Source organism: Chryseobacterium sp. sg2396 (assembly GCF_042610505.1).
Lineage (GTDB): Bacteria > Bacteroidota > Bacteroidia > Flavobacteriales > Weeksellaceae > Chryseobacterium.
In genome coordinates this window covers 1-15,680 of the sequence record NZ_JBHGAQ010000004.1, presented here as the reverse complement: position 1 = coordinate 15,680, position 15,680 = coordinate 1, and the positions used below count along the sequence as shown (strand labels likewise).

Below are 15,680 nucleotides of genomic sequence, written 5' to 3'. Positions count from 1 at the left end.
TTTTAATCTAAATTGATGTACCTTTTCAATAAATCCTCCTGACGCATGCGCCGGAAAACATTTGCCAAAGTTAAGACATCTTTTTCACAATAATCCACTATTCTTTGCAAGTCTTTCTCTATGTAGTAGATTGATGAAACCATTGAGCCGTCGATATCGTCTTTTGGGGTGGGAATTCCGAAAACATGGGCCAACAGTTCCAGCGAAACAAAGCTTTTATAATCTCCGAATTTCCAGAGTTCCATCGTATCGATATGCGGGATTTCCCACGGCTTTTTCCCAAACATCTGGAAGGGGGTAGGCGGCATCATTCCGTTGATGAGATAGCGTCTGGCAATCCACGGAAAATCGAACTCCTTTCCGTTATGCGCGCAGAGGATTACCTCACGGAGCCGCTGGCTGTTGAAAATTTCGCCAAATTCCAGCAGCAGCTTCTTTTCATCGTCTCCGGCGAAGCTTTTGATCTTCAGGGTATCGTTTTTCTCTACCATCCCGATCGTAATGCAGATGATTTTCCCGAATTCTGCCATAATCCCGGCTCTTTCCGTATAGAATTCTCCTGCTGTTACTTCTTCTTTTCTCTGAAATCTTGTCTTCTTATCCCAGAGCATCTGTTCTGCTTCTGATAATTCTTCCCATAACCCGAAGCCCGGAACGGTTTCAATATCAAGGAATAAGATTCTTTCTAAAGGGATTTTCTGTATCATTTTTTTGTGTTTTAGCCAACCTGCATTCCGTTTTTTACGGGCAACGACGGGGTTAAAAGGGTAACGTCTTTTTTATCCTCACCGTAAACACCTAAAACCAGGCATTCACTGAAAAAATTGGCGATTTGTTTTTTTGGAAAATTAACCACAGCCAGTACCTGTTGCCCGATAAGTTCTTCTTTCCGATAGAGGGAAGTGATCTGCGCGGAAGATTTTTTAATACCCAGATCCCCAAAATCTATTTCCAGCTGATAAGACGGGTTTCTTGCTTTATCAAAATCATGGACGGCGGTAATAGTTCCGCAGCGGATGTCTATTTTTTCAAAATCGGTCCAGGAAATTTCCGGTTTTATGCTCATTGCAACGGGTGATTTAATATTCGTGTTTTAGATCTGATTTAAATTTGGCTTTCTGATATGCATACTTTTTAAATATACAGGTTGCCTGAATTCATCAGAAAATATGCTTTTAACAAATGTATTAAAAATATAAAAATAAAAGCTGTTCCCATCCTGAAACAGCTTATGATCTATCGTTTATATACTTTTTATTTCTTGATCCACCACTGGCTGTCTTTCCTGTCAGAGCGTTTCACGCCATTATTCAGCGTATAGGCAAAACCTACGCCGAGGGTCTGTTTAAGCTGTGTCTTCTGAATCTGGTTGTGATCGTACATCAAATCCACGGTAATATTGGACGAGATGAATTTGTTGACTTTCATATTAAGCACCATTCCGTAAGCCAGGACCAACCTTTCCGGGTGATCCAGATAGTTGGAGAAAATAGAGGCCGTATTGGTGACGTTAATGTTTTCCATCAGCTTCACTTTATAGTAAGCCGTTCCCAGGAAACCATACTGCAGGATAGAGGAATCCCCGTCAGCCTTCAACCCATAGCTTCCGGCCAGCTGCAACTCTTTGTCCAGTACAAAAGCCCACCTTGCATTACTAGGGCGAAGCGTCACGTTGATGTTGTCATTCGGGCGGTAGGTAATCCCCATCCCGACGTTCAGGTAGCCGGGCGCCATGAAATTGGAAATCTTTTTTGCATCCGGATTATTGCCGTCTTCATAGCCCGCTGAAAACTGGGACAGCAATCCCGCACCTGCTGAAAGGTACCAGCCTTTGGAGAACTTCCGTCCGTAATTGGTGGAAATGTTGATGACATCCTGGGTTTTTCTGACGCCCACCCCTTTCGTATCATTCTGTCCGTAATTCAGGAGGATAATGTTTTCCCAAAGGTCTTTGTCTTTTTCATACGTCAGGTTGTAGTCCAGCGCGGCAAGCCATCCTACGTTATTGGCTCCACCGCCGACCCAGTTGGAGAACGCAGCCTGATTGATCATTACGGACTGCTTTCCTACCACCGACCAATGTTTTACGGTGTCCTTTACAACGGCAGCCGTATCAATGATAACGACCTGTGCACCGGCGAAAATTCCTAAAGAAAATGAAAGCATTAACAAAAACTTCTTCATGACTTCAATATTTTATTTTACAAAATTTCTGTACAAAAATATCAAATATAAATTTTACGGGTAGGAATCTGAGACTTTGTCTTTAGATTATTCCCGTATTTTAATATTTTTTTAAGGCAATTCTTACGCTGTTCATGACACGACACAAGGGCGGGATTCCCGAAAGAGATGAAAATCATTACTTTTTGGCTGAAATGAAGCCGGGTCGTGGCGATTCATCGACAAATTTTCCGAAATTTAGCATTGGCTTTTCATTTGACGTAGAATCTTCATGTTTAAAAATAATGTAATTTCCAAAAGAGCTGTTGTAAATCCGTTGCTGATGCTCTCGGCGATGTGGATAGGCTATTTTCTGCAGTTGCACGGCTTTTTTGCAAGTTGCTTCGGAGCGATTATTCCTTTGCTGCCGGAAGGCCTGCTGGGAATCGTAACGTCTCCGCTTTTACACGGAAGCCTGGATCACATCATCGGAAATTCGATTCCGATCGCAGTGCTGATGTTTCTGCTGTACGAGTTTTATCCGCTGGTGGCCAATAAAGTCTTTGTTATCGGCTGGCTGGCAACGGGATTTCTGGTATGGCTGCTTCCCCCGATCGATATTATGACCGGCGATTATCTTTACACTTGTACCATTGGGGCAAGCGGAGTGGTGTATGTTCTGGCCTTTTTCCTTTTTTTCAGCGGGGTTTTTAAATGGAGTATAAAATTGCTGACGATTTCCCTGCTGGTCGTACTGTATTACGGAAGTCTGGTATGGGGCATGCTGCCGGAGGAATTGTTCTCCAACCTTCAGGAGCCGAGCAGGATTGCCTGGCAGGCGCATCTTGCCGGGGCTATCGTAGGAATTATCCTGGCTTTTATGTTTAAAAGGGTAGGAGACAGGAAAAAAAAATTCATCTGGGAGTTTCCAAACTATTACAGCGAAAAAGACGATAAGCTCTGGCAGGAATACAAGGAAAACCATCCTGAAGATTTTATGGAGCTGCCGTATAAAAAGAAAGATGATATCTGGGACCGGCTGGATGAATTAAGGGGAAAATAAATTTTTATATCAGCTAATTAAAAATCTCAGGCTTTCCCTCTTCCGGCCTTTTGAAAGAAATTAAAAATTTTCTACATTTGTAAAAAACAGCACAAATGTATTCTGAGGAACACCTGTATTCCATCGCTTTACGTGAATCCAACCTGATCGGAGATATTAATTTCCATAAACTTGTCCGTACTTTTGGAAGTGCTAAAACAGCATGGGAAAATGCGAGGAAAGAATACAAAAAGCTTGACGGGTTCGGCAAAAAAATCATTTCGGACATTGAAAATCCTGAACATCTTAAATTTGCTGAAGAAGAGCTTAAATTCTGTGAAAAAAACAACATTAAAATCAATGTAAGGTATCTTAATGAACTTCCTTATTTGCTGAATGAATGTGATGATGCTCCGGCAATCCTTTATCAGAAAGGAACATTCGATCATTCCCGGCAGACAGTAAGCATAGTCGGAACCCGCAATATTACACCTTATGGAAAGCAATTTATCCAAGATTTTTTTGAAGAAGCGAAGTGCTGCGATTTTATATCGGTGAGCGGTCTTGCCCTGGGCGTTGATAAAGAAGTACACGAGCAGTCTCTTCATCATCATATTCCTACGGTGGGTGTTTTAGCGCACGGATTCCATACGCTTTATCCTTCAAAAAACAGAAAACTGGCAGAAAAAATCATGGAAGAAGGCGGCTGCCTGCTGACGGAGTTTAATTCGTCCCGAAAGCCGGACCGTGAAAATTTCATTCAGCGCAACCGGATCGTAGCAGGAATTTCCCCGGCAACCATTGTTGTGGAAACTGCATTTGGAGGAGGTTCCATCAGTACGGCGACCTACGCGAATGTGTACAACCGTGAAGTTTATGCCTTACCCGGAAAGATTACGGATAAACAGAGCCAGGGCTGCAATCATCTCATTTTTCAGCATAAAGCTTCTGCCATTTCTACTGTGAAAGATCTGGTGGATGATCTCGGATTTAATAAGCCGCAGGCCAAAACCGAAGAATTGTTTCCGTACAGTGAAATTACCATTCAATTTACTGGAAATCAAAAAGTCGTGTTTGATGCTATTTTTGAAAATCCCCATATTTCTTTAGATGATCTCGCTGATAAAATAGACCTTTCTTCCCACAAGATTTTACCGGTAATTTTAGAATTGGAACTTTTGGGGAAAGTAAAATCGTTTTCAGGGAGGCAATTTCTGGCAATCTGATATTTAATGATTTCTTAATATTGCATCATATCAGACCTAACATTTAATTTTTAATAAAAATTACATTGATGTTATTGATTTAATAATATTTCGGGACATTATTATTAAATTTTTAACAATCTTTAAATGAGGTATTGCGAATTTTGAAAAAAAAATTAAATTTGTTGACAATAATATTCAACCCTAATATATGGAACAATATAATATTGACCAGAAAATTCAAGAATTTATAGCTAAAATTGAGGCGAAAAACCCTAATGAGCCGGAATTTTTACAGGCGGTAAAAGAAGTTGCCGTAACAGTAATTCCGTTCATTATGACGAAGAAGGAGTACACGGGCATGAAGCTTCTGGAAAGAATGGCGGAAGCTGAAAGAGTAATTATCTTCAGAGTTCCATGGGTTGACGATAAAGGAGAAATCCAGGTAAACAGAGGATTCAGAATCCAGATGAACTCTGCGATCGGTCCATACAAAGGGGGAATCCGTTTTCATCCTACCGTAAATCTTTCCGTTCTTAAATTCTTAGCTTTCGAGCAGGTATTTAAAAACTCTTTGACAACACTTCCGATGGGTGGCGGAAAAGGAGGTTCGGATTTCGATCCGCAAGGGAAATCCGATATGGAAGTAATGCGTTTCTGCCAGGCTTTCATGACGGAAATGTGCAAGCACATCGGTCCTGAAACCGACGTTCCAGCAGGGGATATCGGGGTAGGTGCCAGGGAGATCGGGTATTTATTCGGTCAGTATAAAAAGATCAGAAATGAATTTACGGGGGTTCTTACCGGAAAAGGGCTGGCCTACGGAGGTTCACTGATCCGTCCTGAAGCTACAGGATATGGTGTGGTATACTTTGCCGAGCAGATGCTGAAGACTATCGGACAGACCTTCAAAGATAAAGTGGTGACGGTTTCAGGTTTCGGAAACGTAGCATGGGGCGTTATTAAAAAAGTAAACGAGCTGGGCGGAAAAGTGGTAACGCTTTCCGGACCGGACGGTTATGTATATGATAAAGACGGAATCGACGGAGAGAAAATCGATTATTTATTGGAACTGAGAGCTTCGGGAAATAACAGAGCAGAAGATTACGTGAAGAAATATCCGAACGCGGAATTCTTCGCCGGAAAACGTCCTTGGGAAGTGAAGTGTGATGTAGCCATCCCTTCTGCCACCCAAAACGAGCTGGATCTTGAGGATGCCAGATTATTGGTTGAAAACGGTTGTGTATGCGTAACGGAAGCGGCGAATATGCCTTCTACCCTGGATGCCATCAATTATTTCTTAGACAATAAGGTACTGTTCTCTCCGGGGAAAGCTTCCAACGCAGGAGGAGTAGCCACTTCAGGACTGGAAATGACACAAAACTCAATCCGTCTGAACTGGACTTCCGAAGAAGTAGATGCCAGACTGAAAGAGATTATGATCGGAATCCACAAAGCCTGCAGAGACTACGGAAAAGAGGAAGACGGCTATGTAAATTACGTAAAAGGCGCCAATATCGCCGGCTTCGTAAAAGTAGCAGAGGCCATGCTCGCTCAGGGAGTCGTATAACATATAAAGGTTGGGAAAATTCCCGGCCTTTTTTCGTATAACCTGTTCCCGGGATTTATAAATGGGATAAAAGTAAAAAAGTGAAAGGAGAAAGCGTTGAATCAGTTCAGCGCTTTTTTTGTAGGCTGTAATTTTATTTGCATGGGCATAAGGAAACCTAAGAACTTAAAAGTTTTTAATGCTATGGATGCGAAGAGTAGTTTATATTGCAGCTGTATATTTTTTTTGATCGCAAAGGTACTTCGACAAGCTCAGCATGACACATTTCATTCAGCAAATAGCAGCTGTGAATATTACTGTAACGTGAACTCGAATTACAGCCATATTTAAAAAGGTTGGAGTAGGCGTGCTGAATGCTGGAAGCATCTTCAGTGGAGATATTACCAGGAATTTTTAATATCAATCTATAAAACCAGAACATAAAAAAATCCTGAAAAAATTTCCAGGATCCGGTATTTTGCTTATCGATTATTTTTTCTTTTTCATTTTTCTCCCGGTCTTCATGCCGTCTTTGTTTTTCCAGTTGGCTGTGTCGGTTTTCGATTTGTCCCAATCGTTGTTGGTTGTTCCGTTGGGATTATTCGTATTCCCGGTTCCCATATTTCCGTTGTTACGGGTCGTATCAGAACGGGTCGTGTCCATCTTTTTCTGTGGGGTGGTCTGTGCAGATGCGGTAATGGTACCGAAAGCTACGAAAGCTACTGCTAACATTAAATTTTTCATAAAGTACTATTAAGTTTGGTGATATGATGTTAAGTACAATTATTGTACAAAATGGTACCGGAAATTTATGTTTTAACTTGATTTATAACCAATTATGATAAATTACGTTTTGGGTATCATGAAAAAATTCCGGAATGATACATCCCGGAATTCATTTCTACTTTGTTTTGAATTTAAATATTTACTTAGACTTTTTCTTTTTGGTTTTCTTTTCTTCCTGTATAGTGATGGTAGATTTGGTGGTATCTGCTGCAATTCCTGTATTTATCCCGGTATTCGCATCCGTATTTGTTGAATGGCTAGCCCCGTAAGCCTCTACCGTAGCAGTCGCTGCGGTGTTTTGATTCAAAGTAGATTGTGAAGAAGCCGTGCCCGAGTTTGAAGTCGTCTGGGAATTCTGCTGCAGCTGCCCGGTCTGCTGGTTCGCGGATGTCTGCGTTTGGTTTTGCGTTGTTGTTCCCGTCTGGGCTGATACGATTCCGGCAATGGCAAGTGCTGCCGTTAAAACTAATTTTTTCATGATGTAATATTTAAATGGTTGTTTAATTAAAACGAAGCCATTGTACAGGATATTATATCAAAATCTCTTATTTAACGCACTTTATCATTATTTAAGACAGTTTTAGAACTGGAGTTTATTTTGCTAAATTCTTCATAATTCTCTCTACAAATTCATACGCGGCAGGGCAAATGATGGTATTGTTAATCATCAGGTTATTGATCTGGTAAATCTTTTTTCTGTCGGTATGCGGGTATTCTCTACAGGCTTTAGGACGTACATCGTAAATGGAGCAGGTATTGTCGTCATTCAGGAAAAAACAGGGAAGGTTCTGTAAAACCTTATCGTTGTCCTCATCTACCCGGAGGAATTTGGCTTCAAAATCGGCAGGCTTCATCCGGAGATGTCTGGCAATCCGTTCAATATCTTTTTCCGTGTACAATGGGCCGGTCGTCTTGCAGCAGTTGGCGCACTGCAGGCAGTCGATCCGCTCAAAAACTCCATCATGGGTCTCCTGGACGACGTAATCAAGGTTTTTGGGCGGTTTCTTTTTCAGTCCGTCAAGAAATTTCTTATGCTCCTTCTGTTTCTGTAAAGCCTGCTTTTTGTAGAATTCCAAATCCATTTATTCTTATTTCTCCGCCAGTACGGGAAGCTCTGCTTTTTGATAATCATTAATTTTATCCAGATCCAGAATTGTAGACAGATTCTGCTTATCCGGATAGTACATCGGAACAAATTTAGCCCCATATATGATCTCGCGGCTCACATAGGACGTCCTTTGAACCACCGTATTCGAAAATACTTCGTCAAATGCCCGGATATGAACAATAATTTCAATAGCCGTATTCTTAAAATCGTCCTCCGAAAATCCGTTAAATGGCGAATCTTCGTCGATCACATGTACAATGGTCCAGTTCAGCGCCAGGGTATTGATCCTGCTTAATTGTGTTTTCAGCTGGTAGAATTTACTCTTCGGCGCACCGTTTTCCATCACTTCAATGGCTGTCGTAACAATTACGTCAGCATCCGTCAGGGCGTTATTCTTATAAGGAGCCAGCCGGAACATCAGTGCTGAACCCTCTTTAAAAGGGGTAATAACCGCAATATCGGAAAACTTAAGATAAGCTCTCGGCCTGGAAAACCTTCCGTAAAAAAGACCCGTTGCAATGGCAAAGGTAAGCAATCCCAGAAAAGCCTCAAAAGTGGCCACCAGGCTCGCGGTAAATCCGACGGGTGCAATTCTTCCGTAACCGACGGTCGTAAAGGTCTGCGAACTGAAGAAAAAGACATCGATAAACTCATTGATGGGATTGCTTTTGTCGATTCCCGTCAGGTGTTCCACTCCAATGAGGTAATAAATGAAGGCAAAGAAAATATTCACCAGAATGTAGGCAATCACCAGATAGGAAAGAAACTGGAAGGTGGATAAATCCAGCATCGTGTGATACCAGCTGAACCGGTTGAGGATATTTACCCCTTTCCGGCTGACATTCGGAAGCCCGTTCTTATTAATGAATCTTCCCGAAGCGTTATCGCCAAATCCGCTGTTTTCCGTATTCTTCTGCTGAATATTCTCTTTAAATCCTTTAGCCATTGATGTAAATCCCGTTTGTTTTCTGCTTCCGCTTAAAGACGTTGTTTAATCCTGCTTTTTCCCAGATGCCTTTTGTGCAAAGATAAAACTTTGTGCGGATGGAAATGAGAAAAATTTTCTTACAAAAGTTTGGCTGAAAATCTATTCTGTTTCCGGGATTAGGCTTGTACAGGAGTGTTTTGAAATATAAAATAAATTAATGATAATTTTAAAAATAACTAAACGTTTTGCATCAAATTAAATTTAATAGTTATTCAATCTTATATTCTGCTTTTCAGCATGAAATTAAAAAAATATAAAAAAATTGAAAATAAATTTTAATACGACGAGTTTTGACGCTATGCCGATGGATATTTGCAATATCAAAAATACAGCGAATGAAACTCGATATTAAAACTCAGGGTGGACATCAATAGTCTGAGACCACCTAAAAAAATAAGGCTAAAAACCTGAAGTCTACTCTATTAAAAAGAGCCTTCAAATTTTAACCTATATAAAACCAAAACAAATTTACACAAATGTCTACAAACAACAATGCGTCACAGACGCTTTTTAGATTCGTAAGCTTAAGAAATCCACAACTTACAGAAACCAAAGAACGGAACTTAGGCTTTATCCACAGGCCAAAAGGAGCCACGGGCCTTTTCGATGCAGCGGTTGCAGGAGCATCCTCGAGAGTTTCTAAGCTGAATGAAATGATGAAAGTTGCCATAGGATTCAGCAATGCCGGATTGGAAACGGAAAAAAAAATCGAGCAGGGTGAGTTCGGAAGATTACTGGTTATCGGAAGGAAAATCTCTAAACGAGAAGAGCTGCAAAGTGACGAATGGACCTACACCAGGGATTTCTACAAGAATCTTATTGATTCCAACAAGGAACTTACTTCGGATGGTATAAAAATATTCTCATTGCTTTGGAACAACTATATCTATCAGATCCTCACCCAGAAAGATTTTTATGTTAAAGAAACCATTAGCCACATTTTAATGGCTATTCACCTGGGATTTGCCCAAAGTATGAACTTAACGGATGCTGAAGTTATTAAGGTTAACGGAGAAAAACCGTTGGAAAGAGCGCTGGATGGCAAGATTATATTACCGCAGAGCCTATTCTCCGAAGAGCAGGCGGTTGCAGGATCATCCACTTCAAAAGATTCGTTATCCGCCTCTTCGCTCTCTCTGAAAACAACAAAGAGACTCGAAGCCGAAGCAAAGGCTGCATTAACGGCAGATGCTGCGCTTCATCGTAAAGAAGCATTGGAAAAACTCGGTACAGAACTGGAAAAGCTTCAGAAGAAATATCAGATGTCAAGAGACAGGGCTTACCAGGATGAACATGCGAGGTACGTTGAAGAAAACAGGGAGGCTCTTGATGCATACGAGAAAAAGCTGGCAGAAATTGAAAGCCGAATCACGGAGGAAACACCGGAAACCGATAAGATCCGCTATTACGAAGAGCTGAAAAAATATGAGGTTAGGCCATTTTTATTTTCCTATAAAAACGAGATCAGCCTGCCGGAGCTCAAAGAAAAACTCTCTCCAGGGTCTTTCGATCAGTTTTTAAAGCTTTTTGCCGAATTCGACCAGAAAAGAGCTTCGGAAGAAGTGGTAAGAATCGGTATTGCAATTCTTTCAGACACTACTTTAAAGATAGGCTCTCAAACGATCACACTGGATGAAGGCCTGCAGACCTACGGTGATGCTATTAATGCAGTAAACAATGCTATTTCTTCATCGTTGGAAACTGCACTGGAAAATTCTCCGCTTCAGCAGCAACAGTATGTGAATATCGGAGGCGCATCCATTCCTGTTGTTCAGACGATGGCAAGAACACCGCTGGCCTACAGCTTTTTCGCGCATAATGCTTTCGGGATCCTTGGTTCCGGCGGTTTCGTCAATTTTTCCTTTGAAGTGGACGATGCTTCATGGAGCGTGGCCAATGCCAGAATCGTTGCAACGACAGATTCTGCCGGAAGCTTTGAGGAGAACTTCAGCAATATTCAGGTTGTCGATGATAAAATAACTTTACCCGTCAGTTTGATCAATAAGTTCCGGGCAAGCATGACTTTCAGGATCGAGGTTATCTTTGATAACGGAAGCCAGGCCTATGCGGACCTAGGCCAGCTGTACCCCAAAGGTGACCTGAGCCTTACCGGAATGCTTACCCTGAAACGTGCGGTTGAAAATCAGGAAGAACCTGCGGTGGTTAAGATTCAGAAAAGGAAAAATTTCGGAATTAAAAGACTGGGGGTTGCCGATTACCTGAAAGTTGTACAAAGCGTACATGCTTACGTTCCGGGAGAAGTTTCGAATATCGAAAATGTCATGGCCAGTGAGTTGAGGCATAAATCATCCGTAGCACGGGACTATTCCGAAATTACGGACACAACTTCAAAATCCCAGGAAACGGAGAAAATTTCGGATACTTCCAAAACGTCCAGAACGGACATGCAGACGGAAGTGGCAAAAGAACTGGAAAGAGACCAGAGTATTACGGCCCATACAAGATACAGCTATGGAGCAAGCAAAACCTTTTTTGAGGTGGGAGCAGAGTACGCCAACACTACCGCCCAGCATGACAGTACAAGACAGGCGGTCATGAAGTCCCAGGAAATTACCGAAAGAGCAATGGAAAGGGTGCTTACCAAGATTTCTGAAGAAAGAGTACAGAAGATCATTAAGGAATACACGGAAACCAATGTTCACGAATTCGACAACAGAGGAAAAGTTACCAATACGGACAACCCTGATGCCGCCCAGCCGAAACACATTACCGGAGTCTACCGGTGGATCGATAAGAAGATGAAAAACCAGATTTACAACTATGGTAAGCGGACCATGTTTGAATTTATGGTTCCCGAACCTTCAAGACTGCACCGTCTTGCACTTACCGTCACTAAAGCCCAGGTTCTTACCGCTCCGGTAGATCCTAGAACGGCGCCTGAAAGAGCATGGACGATGCCTGATCCAAAGTCCGCAACGGTAGAACAGATCCAGCACTGGGCACAGATTTATGGTGTATCTCTTACAAGCCTGCCTGACGCTAACAAATCGGTTTCTGATACTAAAATAAGTAGTGGAGATACAAACGTTCTGGATTATACCGTTCCGCAAAATTACATTTGTGTAAGTTTAAGCGGAAGAGTGGAATACCAAAGAACAAAGGGTTGGCATAATGCAAAAGTATGGGTATATCATCCGACGAATGGAAGTGAAATAGCCTATACATCAGACGGAGGGACTTCATTCGGTGTCATCGGAGGAATCAATACGGAGGGAACGGTTAAAGTACCTTATAAAGGAAAGTATTTATCTACGGTCACTTTAATGATTACTTTAAACTGCAGGCTGTCGGATGCCTTTATCCAAAGCTGGAAAACAGAAAGCTTCAATACCATTATCAAAGCGTACGAAGAAGCGTACAAAAAATTCCAAGAAGAGCAGGCAAGATTAGATGCCGAACAAAAAGAAAAAGAAGCGGCAGCAAAAGAAAGACAAGGTAACTTCTACCGTTATATGGAGCATGACACCCTGAAGCACAACTGTATTGCCTATTTGTTGCAAGATTATCTTATCACGTTAGGTCAGGTAACCACCAATGGTGCTGATGATACTACCAAAATGGATAATTTCCAGGTATATCTTAGCGACAACCTCGATCAGTATGCTGCTTTAGCGAAGTTTATGGAGCAGGCATTCGAGTGGGAAATTATGGATTATACTTTTTATCCATACTATTGGGCGAACCGTAAAAGCTGGCAGGAATTCTACCTGACCGAAAGCATGGACCCACTGTTCAGAAGCTTCCTTCAGGCGGGGATGGCGAGAATTATCGTTACCGTAAAGCCGGGCTTCGAAGCAGCCGTACAATTCTTCCTGGAAACCGGGCTGATCTGGAACGGTGGCGCAGTACCGGTGATCGGAGATCCGTTGTATATGTCCATCGTAGACGAGATGAGACAGCCTACAGGAAAACCTCAAGGGAAATACTGGATTACGAGAGTGCCTACAACGCTGACGATCCTTCAGGATAAATCTACAGGCTTGCTGGTGGATCAACCTCTTCCAATCTTTCCGGAAAGTGATCCTAAGAATTGTGAGAATCCTAGAGAATTGGAGGGTGAAACAAGTTTCTACCTTGACAAGGATGCGCAGTTATCTCATAGTAATGGAACTACAACATTACCAAAAGAAATAACTACAATTTTCAATAAATAATAAATTTTTAACCTGCTTTCTTAACAAACTCCTCTTGAAAAAAGAGGAGTTTGTGAGAAAGTTTTAAAGCTGAAGTCATGTATTACTATAGACCAATAGGAATAAATTCTGCCAAAATAATGGCAGATGAAGAGAGAGAAAGTAGAAACAATAAAAATCTGCCTAATGATGGAATAAAAAATGTTATTGATGTATATTTATCTAAGCCTGAAATAGACGATTTAGAAAATATTCTTGAGGGAAAGCCAAAACAAAAAAAACGTTTTCCTGAAATTCATAAAGCAAACCTCGGAGATGAAATATTTTTAGTTGCTAGAACAGAAAATCTAATTGGTAAAAAGCTGAAAATTGAAATCCGACAAGCTAAAGAAAGGCAGATTGCCGATAAGGATCGACCTGTAATTTTTAAAAATCAGGATAGAAGTGGAAGTATTACTATTACTGTAGGAAAAGGAACAAAGGACAAAGACGAAAACGGACAGGATTATTTTTCCAAATATGCCAATGCAAACAAATTAGAAAATTTTGCCTGGAAAAGTTTTTTATTGAGACCTGAAAGTGATAATGAATTTGAACAATGGAAAAGAACTATAGAAGATTCAAGAGAAAAGAAATTATATTTGTATTTCCATGCTGAAGTTTTGGATGAGCAAGATAGAGATACAATATTTATAAATGGAGATAAATCTGAAGGTATACAAAATTTTAGTAATTCGGAAGGAACTTATTTTGAGATTAGTGATGGAGAAAGCACGAATGTCTTGGAAAATACTAATGGTAATTTCTATGATTATGATGGTCTTTTTTTGAGTAAAGTTACAGGTAAAAAGAACGGATTGAATACAGATGTATATGTTTGTGAGGAGAAAGGAGATAGGGAAAATACATTCATTGGTGCTAAAAAGCTTAATACAACATATAGTGCTTTTATAAATCATGCCTCAACAGCGTATGGAGAAAGCTCAGTTGCATATAATGTTGTTGATAAATATGAAATTTTTGCTATTGCAAGTGTCCATAAAAGAAATAAAGTTGCATATGGGGTTAATTCTGATTTTGCAGTGAAATTTAGAAATCTAACAGATGTTCAAAGAAGTCAGAAGATAGCTATGAAATATGCTATTGCAGGTGAAATAAATGCACTGTTAGATGGAACTGATTATAGCAATGGGGCAAAACAGTGGGATGGTGCAGAGCAAACACACTTGCCAGTAGATAAAGACATTAGCTCTAACGGAAGATTTATGTTTAAAGTAAACGTAATGGGTTGGGATATAACAGATGAACTCTATTCTTCTTGGAAAAAAGTTGTTTCAAATAAATTTGGAGTGACTTATTTTAACGTACCACAAAGAAAATTTGCAGTATCAAATTATAAAGGAATGACTAATAAGAATAAAATTCGCCTGAAATCAGTTGCACAATACGGACTTACAATGTTTTGGAAAGAAGTAATAATTAATAAACCTAAAAATTAAGATATGAAAAAGCTATTTTTATTATTAAATTTAATCTTATCAACGCTGCTTTATGCTCAAAAGCAAAAATTAGATACAGTAGAACTTAAAAACTTAAAAATTAATTCTTCTTTTTTTATTACTGAATTTTCTACATTAGAAAAATATATTGACCCTTCAGAAACAAAAGGAAATGTTTTTTTAGGAAAAGATTTGGATTATCCATTTATATCTTCAAAACAAAACGATATTATTTATTTGGTGAGAAATAAATGGCTTTCTTTCTATTATTTAGAATCTGCACCCAAATTAATTTATATTCAAAGCGTTTCTCCAAATAAAGAGGTTATTTTAAGATTAAAAGGATTAAAATTAACACGATCATTAAAGGTAGAGAGTTTGGGTAAAGTTTATAAAAAATCTTATTATGAATACAAAAAAAGTAATAATTCTGATATGAAAGAAAAATTTTTTAAAATCGCTATTAAAAAAGAAAATAGATATGGTATTTTAAAACTTTGCTTTATTAATGGAAAATTTAATTATTTAGTAGTAACGAAATAGAGGATGAGTTTATTAATTTCTTATGATTTCTTCCGCTAGTCATTTTTTTTACCACTATACATAAGTTTATTTTATAAATGATAACAAGAGTATTCAATAGAAAATTATTTTATAGTTGCTGATGCAACTTGTAGTAATTTAATAAAAAATGTATCTGAATTTATTAGAAAAAATGGAGGAAAAACAACTATAATGGAATCAAAACCTATTAGAATTGATTTTAATAATTTTTTTAAAAAATTAAGATCCAGCAAGCCAGTTAATTTCATTGGAAATATAGAACAGTATAAAAATTGAAATTTTATGAAACCTTTCAGTACAAAAATATCAGGTTTTTCTATTTTAATCTTCATGTTAAAAGTATGGATTTTGACATGTGTTATTTCAACATTTGTTCATCTTTTTTTTAATCAATATTCTACGAGTTACTCTTTTAATTTCCAAGAAACAATATTTGATGGAGCATTTTGGGAAGCTTATTTTTTTATGCTAATATTTATTTTAAATTTTTCAATACCGACAATGTTTATTTTAGGTTTTATAATTAAATTATTAACAGACAATAAATTTATTTTAATTATTACTTCTGTAATTTGTGTTTTTATTACTGAAGTCATTTAAACTTTTTTCTTTGGAAAAAAGG

General features: G+C 39.3%; 14 protein-coding genes. 7 read left to right on the top strand and 7 right to left on the bottom strand.

Annotated features, from left to right (window positions below; all coding sequences use genetic code 11):
- Nucleotides 1–2: 2 nt before the first annotated feature.
- The 3 genes from ACED20_RS05080 to ACED20_RS05070 form a co-directional block, all read right to left on the bottom strand.
- The gene (locus ACED20_RS05080) at nt 3–707 is read right to left on the bottom strand and encodes a 3'-5' exonuclease (RefSeq protein ID WP_294220528.1); all 705 of its coding nucleotides are present in this window, start codon (nt 705–707) and stop codon (nt 3–5) included.
- Nucleotides 708–718: 11 nt separating this feature from the next.
- Nucleotides 719–1,066 carry a tRNA-binding protein gene (locus tag ACED20_RS05075; RefSeq protein ID WP_294220530.1) on the bottom strand — a complete coding sequence of 116 codons (348 nt, stop codon included), beginning with the start codon at nt 1,064–1,066 and terminating at the stop codon, nt 719–721.
- A 188-nt stretch (nt 1,067–1,254) separates the two neighbouring features.
- Nucleotides 1,255–2,184: a DUF3078 domain-containing protein gene (locus ACED20_RS05070; protein WP_294199592.1), complete on the bottom strand. Its 930-nt coding sequence runs from the start codon at nt 2,182–2,184 to the stop codon at nt 1,255–1,257.
- Between the two features lie 271 nt (nt 2,185–2,455).
- On the opposite strand from ACED20_RS05070, the gene ACED20_RS05065 reads away from it, so the two are divergent.
- The 3 genes from ACED20_RS05065 to gdhA all read left to right on the top strand — a co-directional run bounded on the left by ACED20_RS05065 (nt 2,456) and on the right by gdhA (nt 5,980).
- Nucleotides 2,456–3,226: a rhomboid family intramembrane serine protease gene (locus tag ACED20_RS05065; protein WP_294199594.1), complete on the top strand. Its 771-nt coding sequence runs from the start codon at nt 2,456–2,458 to the stop codon at nt 3,224–3,226.
- 95 nt (nt 3,227–3,321) lie between these two features.
- Entirely contained in the window at nt 3,322–4,431 is a 1,110-nt protein-coding gene (dprA, locus tag ACED20_RS05060; protein ID WP_294236232.1) for a DNA-processing protein DprA, read from the top strand.
- Nucleotides 4,432–4,621: 190 nt separating this feature from the next.
- A complete protein-coding gene (gdhA, locus tag ACED20_RS05055) occupies nt 4,622–5,980 on the top strand; it encodes an NADP-specific glutamate dehydrogenase (RefSeq protein ID WP_294199597.1) in 1,359 nt (452 codons plus the stop codon).
- Nucleotides 5,981–6,448: 468 nt separating this feature from the next.
- On the opposite strand, the gene ACED20_RS05050 is transcribed toward gdhA, so the two are convergent.
- The 4 genes from ACED20_RS05050 to ACED20_RS05035 form a co-directional block, all read right to left on the bottom strand.
- Entirely contained in the window at nt 6,449–6,703 is a 255-nt protein-coding gene (locus ACED20_RS05050) for a hypothetical protein (protein WP_378103685.1), read from the bottom strand.
- Nucleotides 6,704–6,884: 181 nt separating this feature from the next.
- Complete coding sequence (locus tag ACED20_RS05045; RefSeq protein WP_294236236.1) at nt 6,885–7,223, bottom strand: hypothetical protein; 339 nt, start codon at nt 7,221–7,223, stop codon at nt 6,885–6,887.
- A gap of 115 nt (nt 7,224–7,338) precedes the next feature.
- Entirely contained in the window at nt 7,339–7,827 is a 489-nt protein-coding gene (locus ACED20_RS05040; RefSeq protein ID WP_294236238.1) for a YkgJ family cysteine cluster protein, read from the bottom strand.
- A gap of 6 nt (nt 7,828–7,833) precedes the next feature.
- Nucleotides 7,834–8,799 carry an ion channel gene (locus ACED20_RS05035; RefSeq protein WP_378103684.1) on the bottom strand — a complete coding sequence of 322 codons (966 nt, stop codon included), beginning with the start codon at nt 8,797–8,799 and terminating at the stop codon, nt 7,834–7,836.
- Between the two features lie 518 nt (nt 8,800–9,317).
- Here ACED20_RS05035 and ACED20_RS05030 point away from each other — a divergent pair.
- The 4 genes from ACED20_RS05030 (at nt 9,318) to ACED20_RS05015 (ending at nt 15,658) form a co-directional block, all read left to right on the top strand.
- Complete coding sequence (locus tag ACED20_RS05030; RefSeq protein WP_294236242.1) at nt 9,318–13,016, top strand: hypothetical protein; 3,699 nt, start codon at nt 9,318–9,320, stop codon at nt 13,014–13,016.
- 119 nt (nt 13,017–13,135) lie between these two features.
- Nucleotides 13,136–14,494: a hypothetical protein gene (locus tag ACED20_RS05025; RefSeq protein WP_294236244.1), complete on the top strand. Its 1,359-nt coding sequence runs from the start codon at nt 13,136–13,138 to the stop codon at nt 14,492–14,494.
- A gap of 3 nt (nt 14,495–14,497) precedes the next feature.
- Complete coding sequence (locus ACED20_RS05020; RefSeq protein WP_294236246.1) at nt 14,498–15,037, top strand: hypothetical protein; 540 nt, start codon at nt 14,498–14,500, stop codon at nt 15,035–15,037.
- 303 nt (nt 15,038–15,340) lie between these two features.
- Complete coding sequence (locus tag ACED20_RS05015) at nt 15,341–15,658, top strand: hypothetical protein (RefSeq protein WP_378103681.1); 318 nt, start codon at nt 15,341–15,343, stop codon at nt 15,656–15,658.
- The last annotated feature ends 22 nt before the right edge of the window (nt 15,659–15,680 follow it).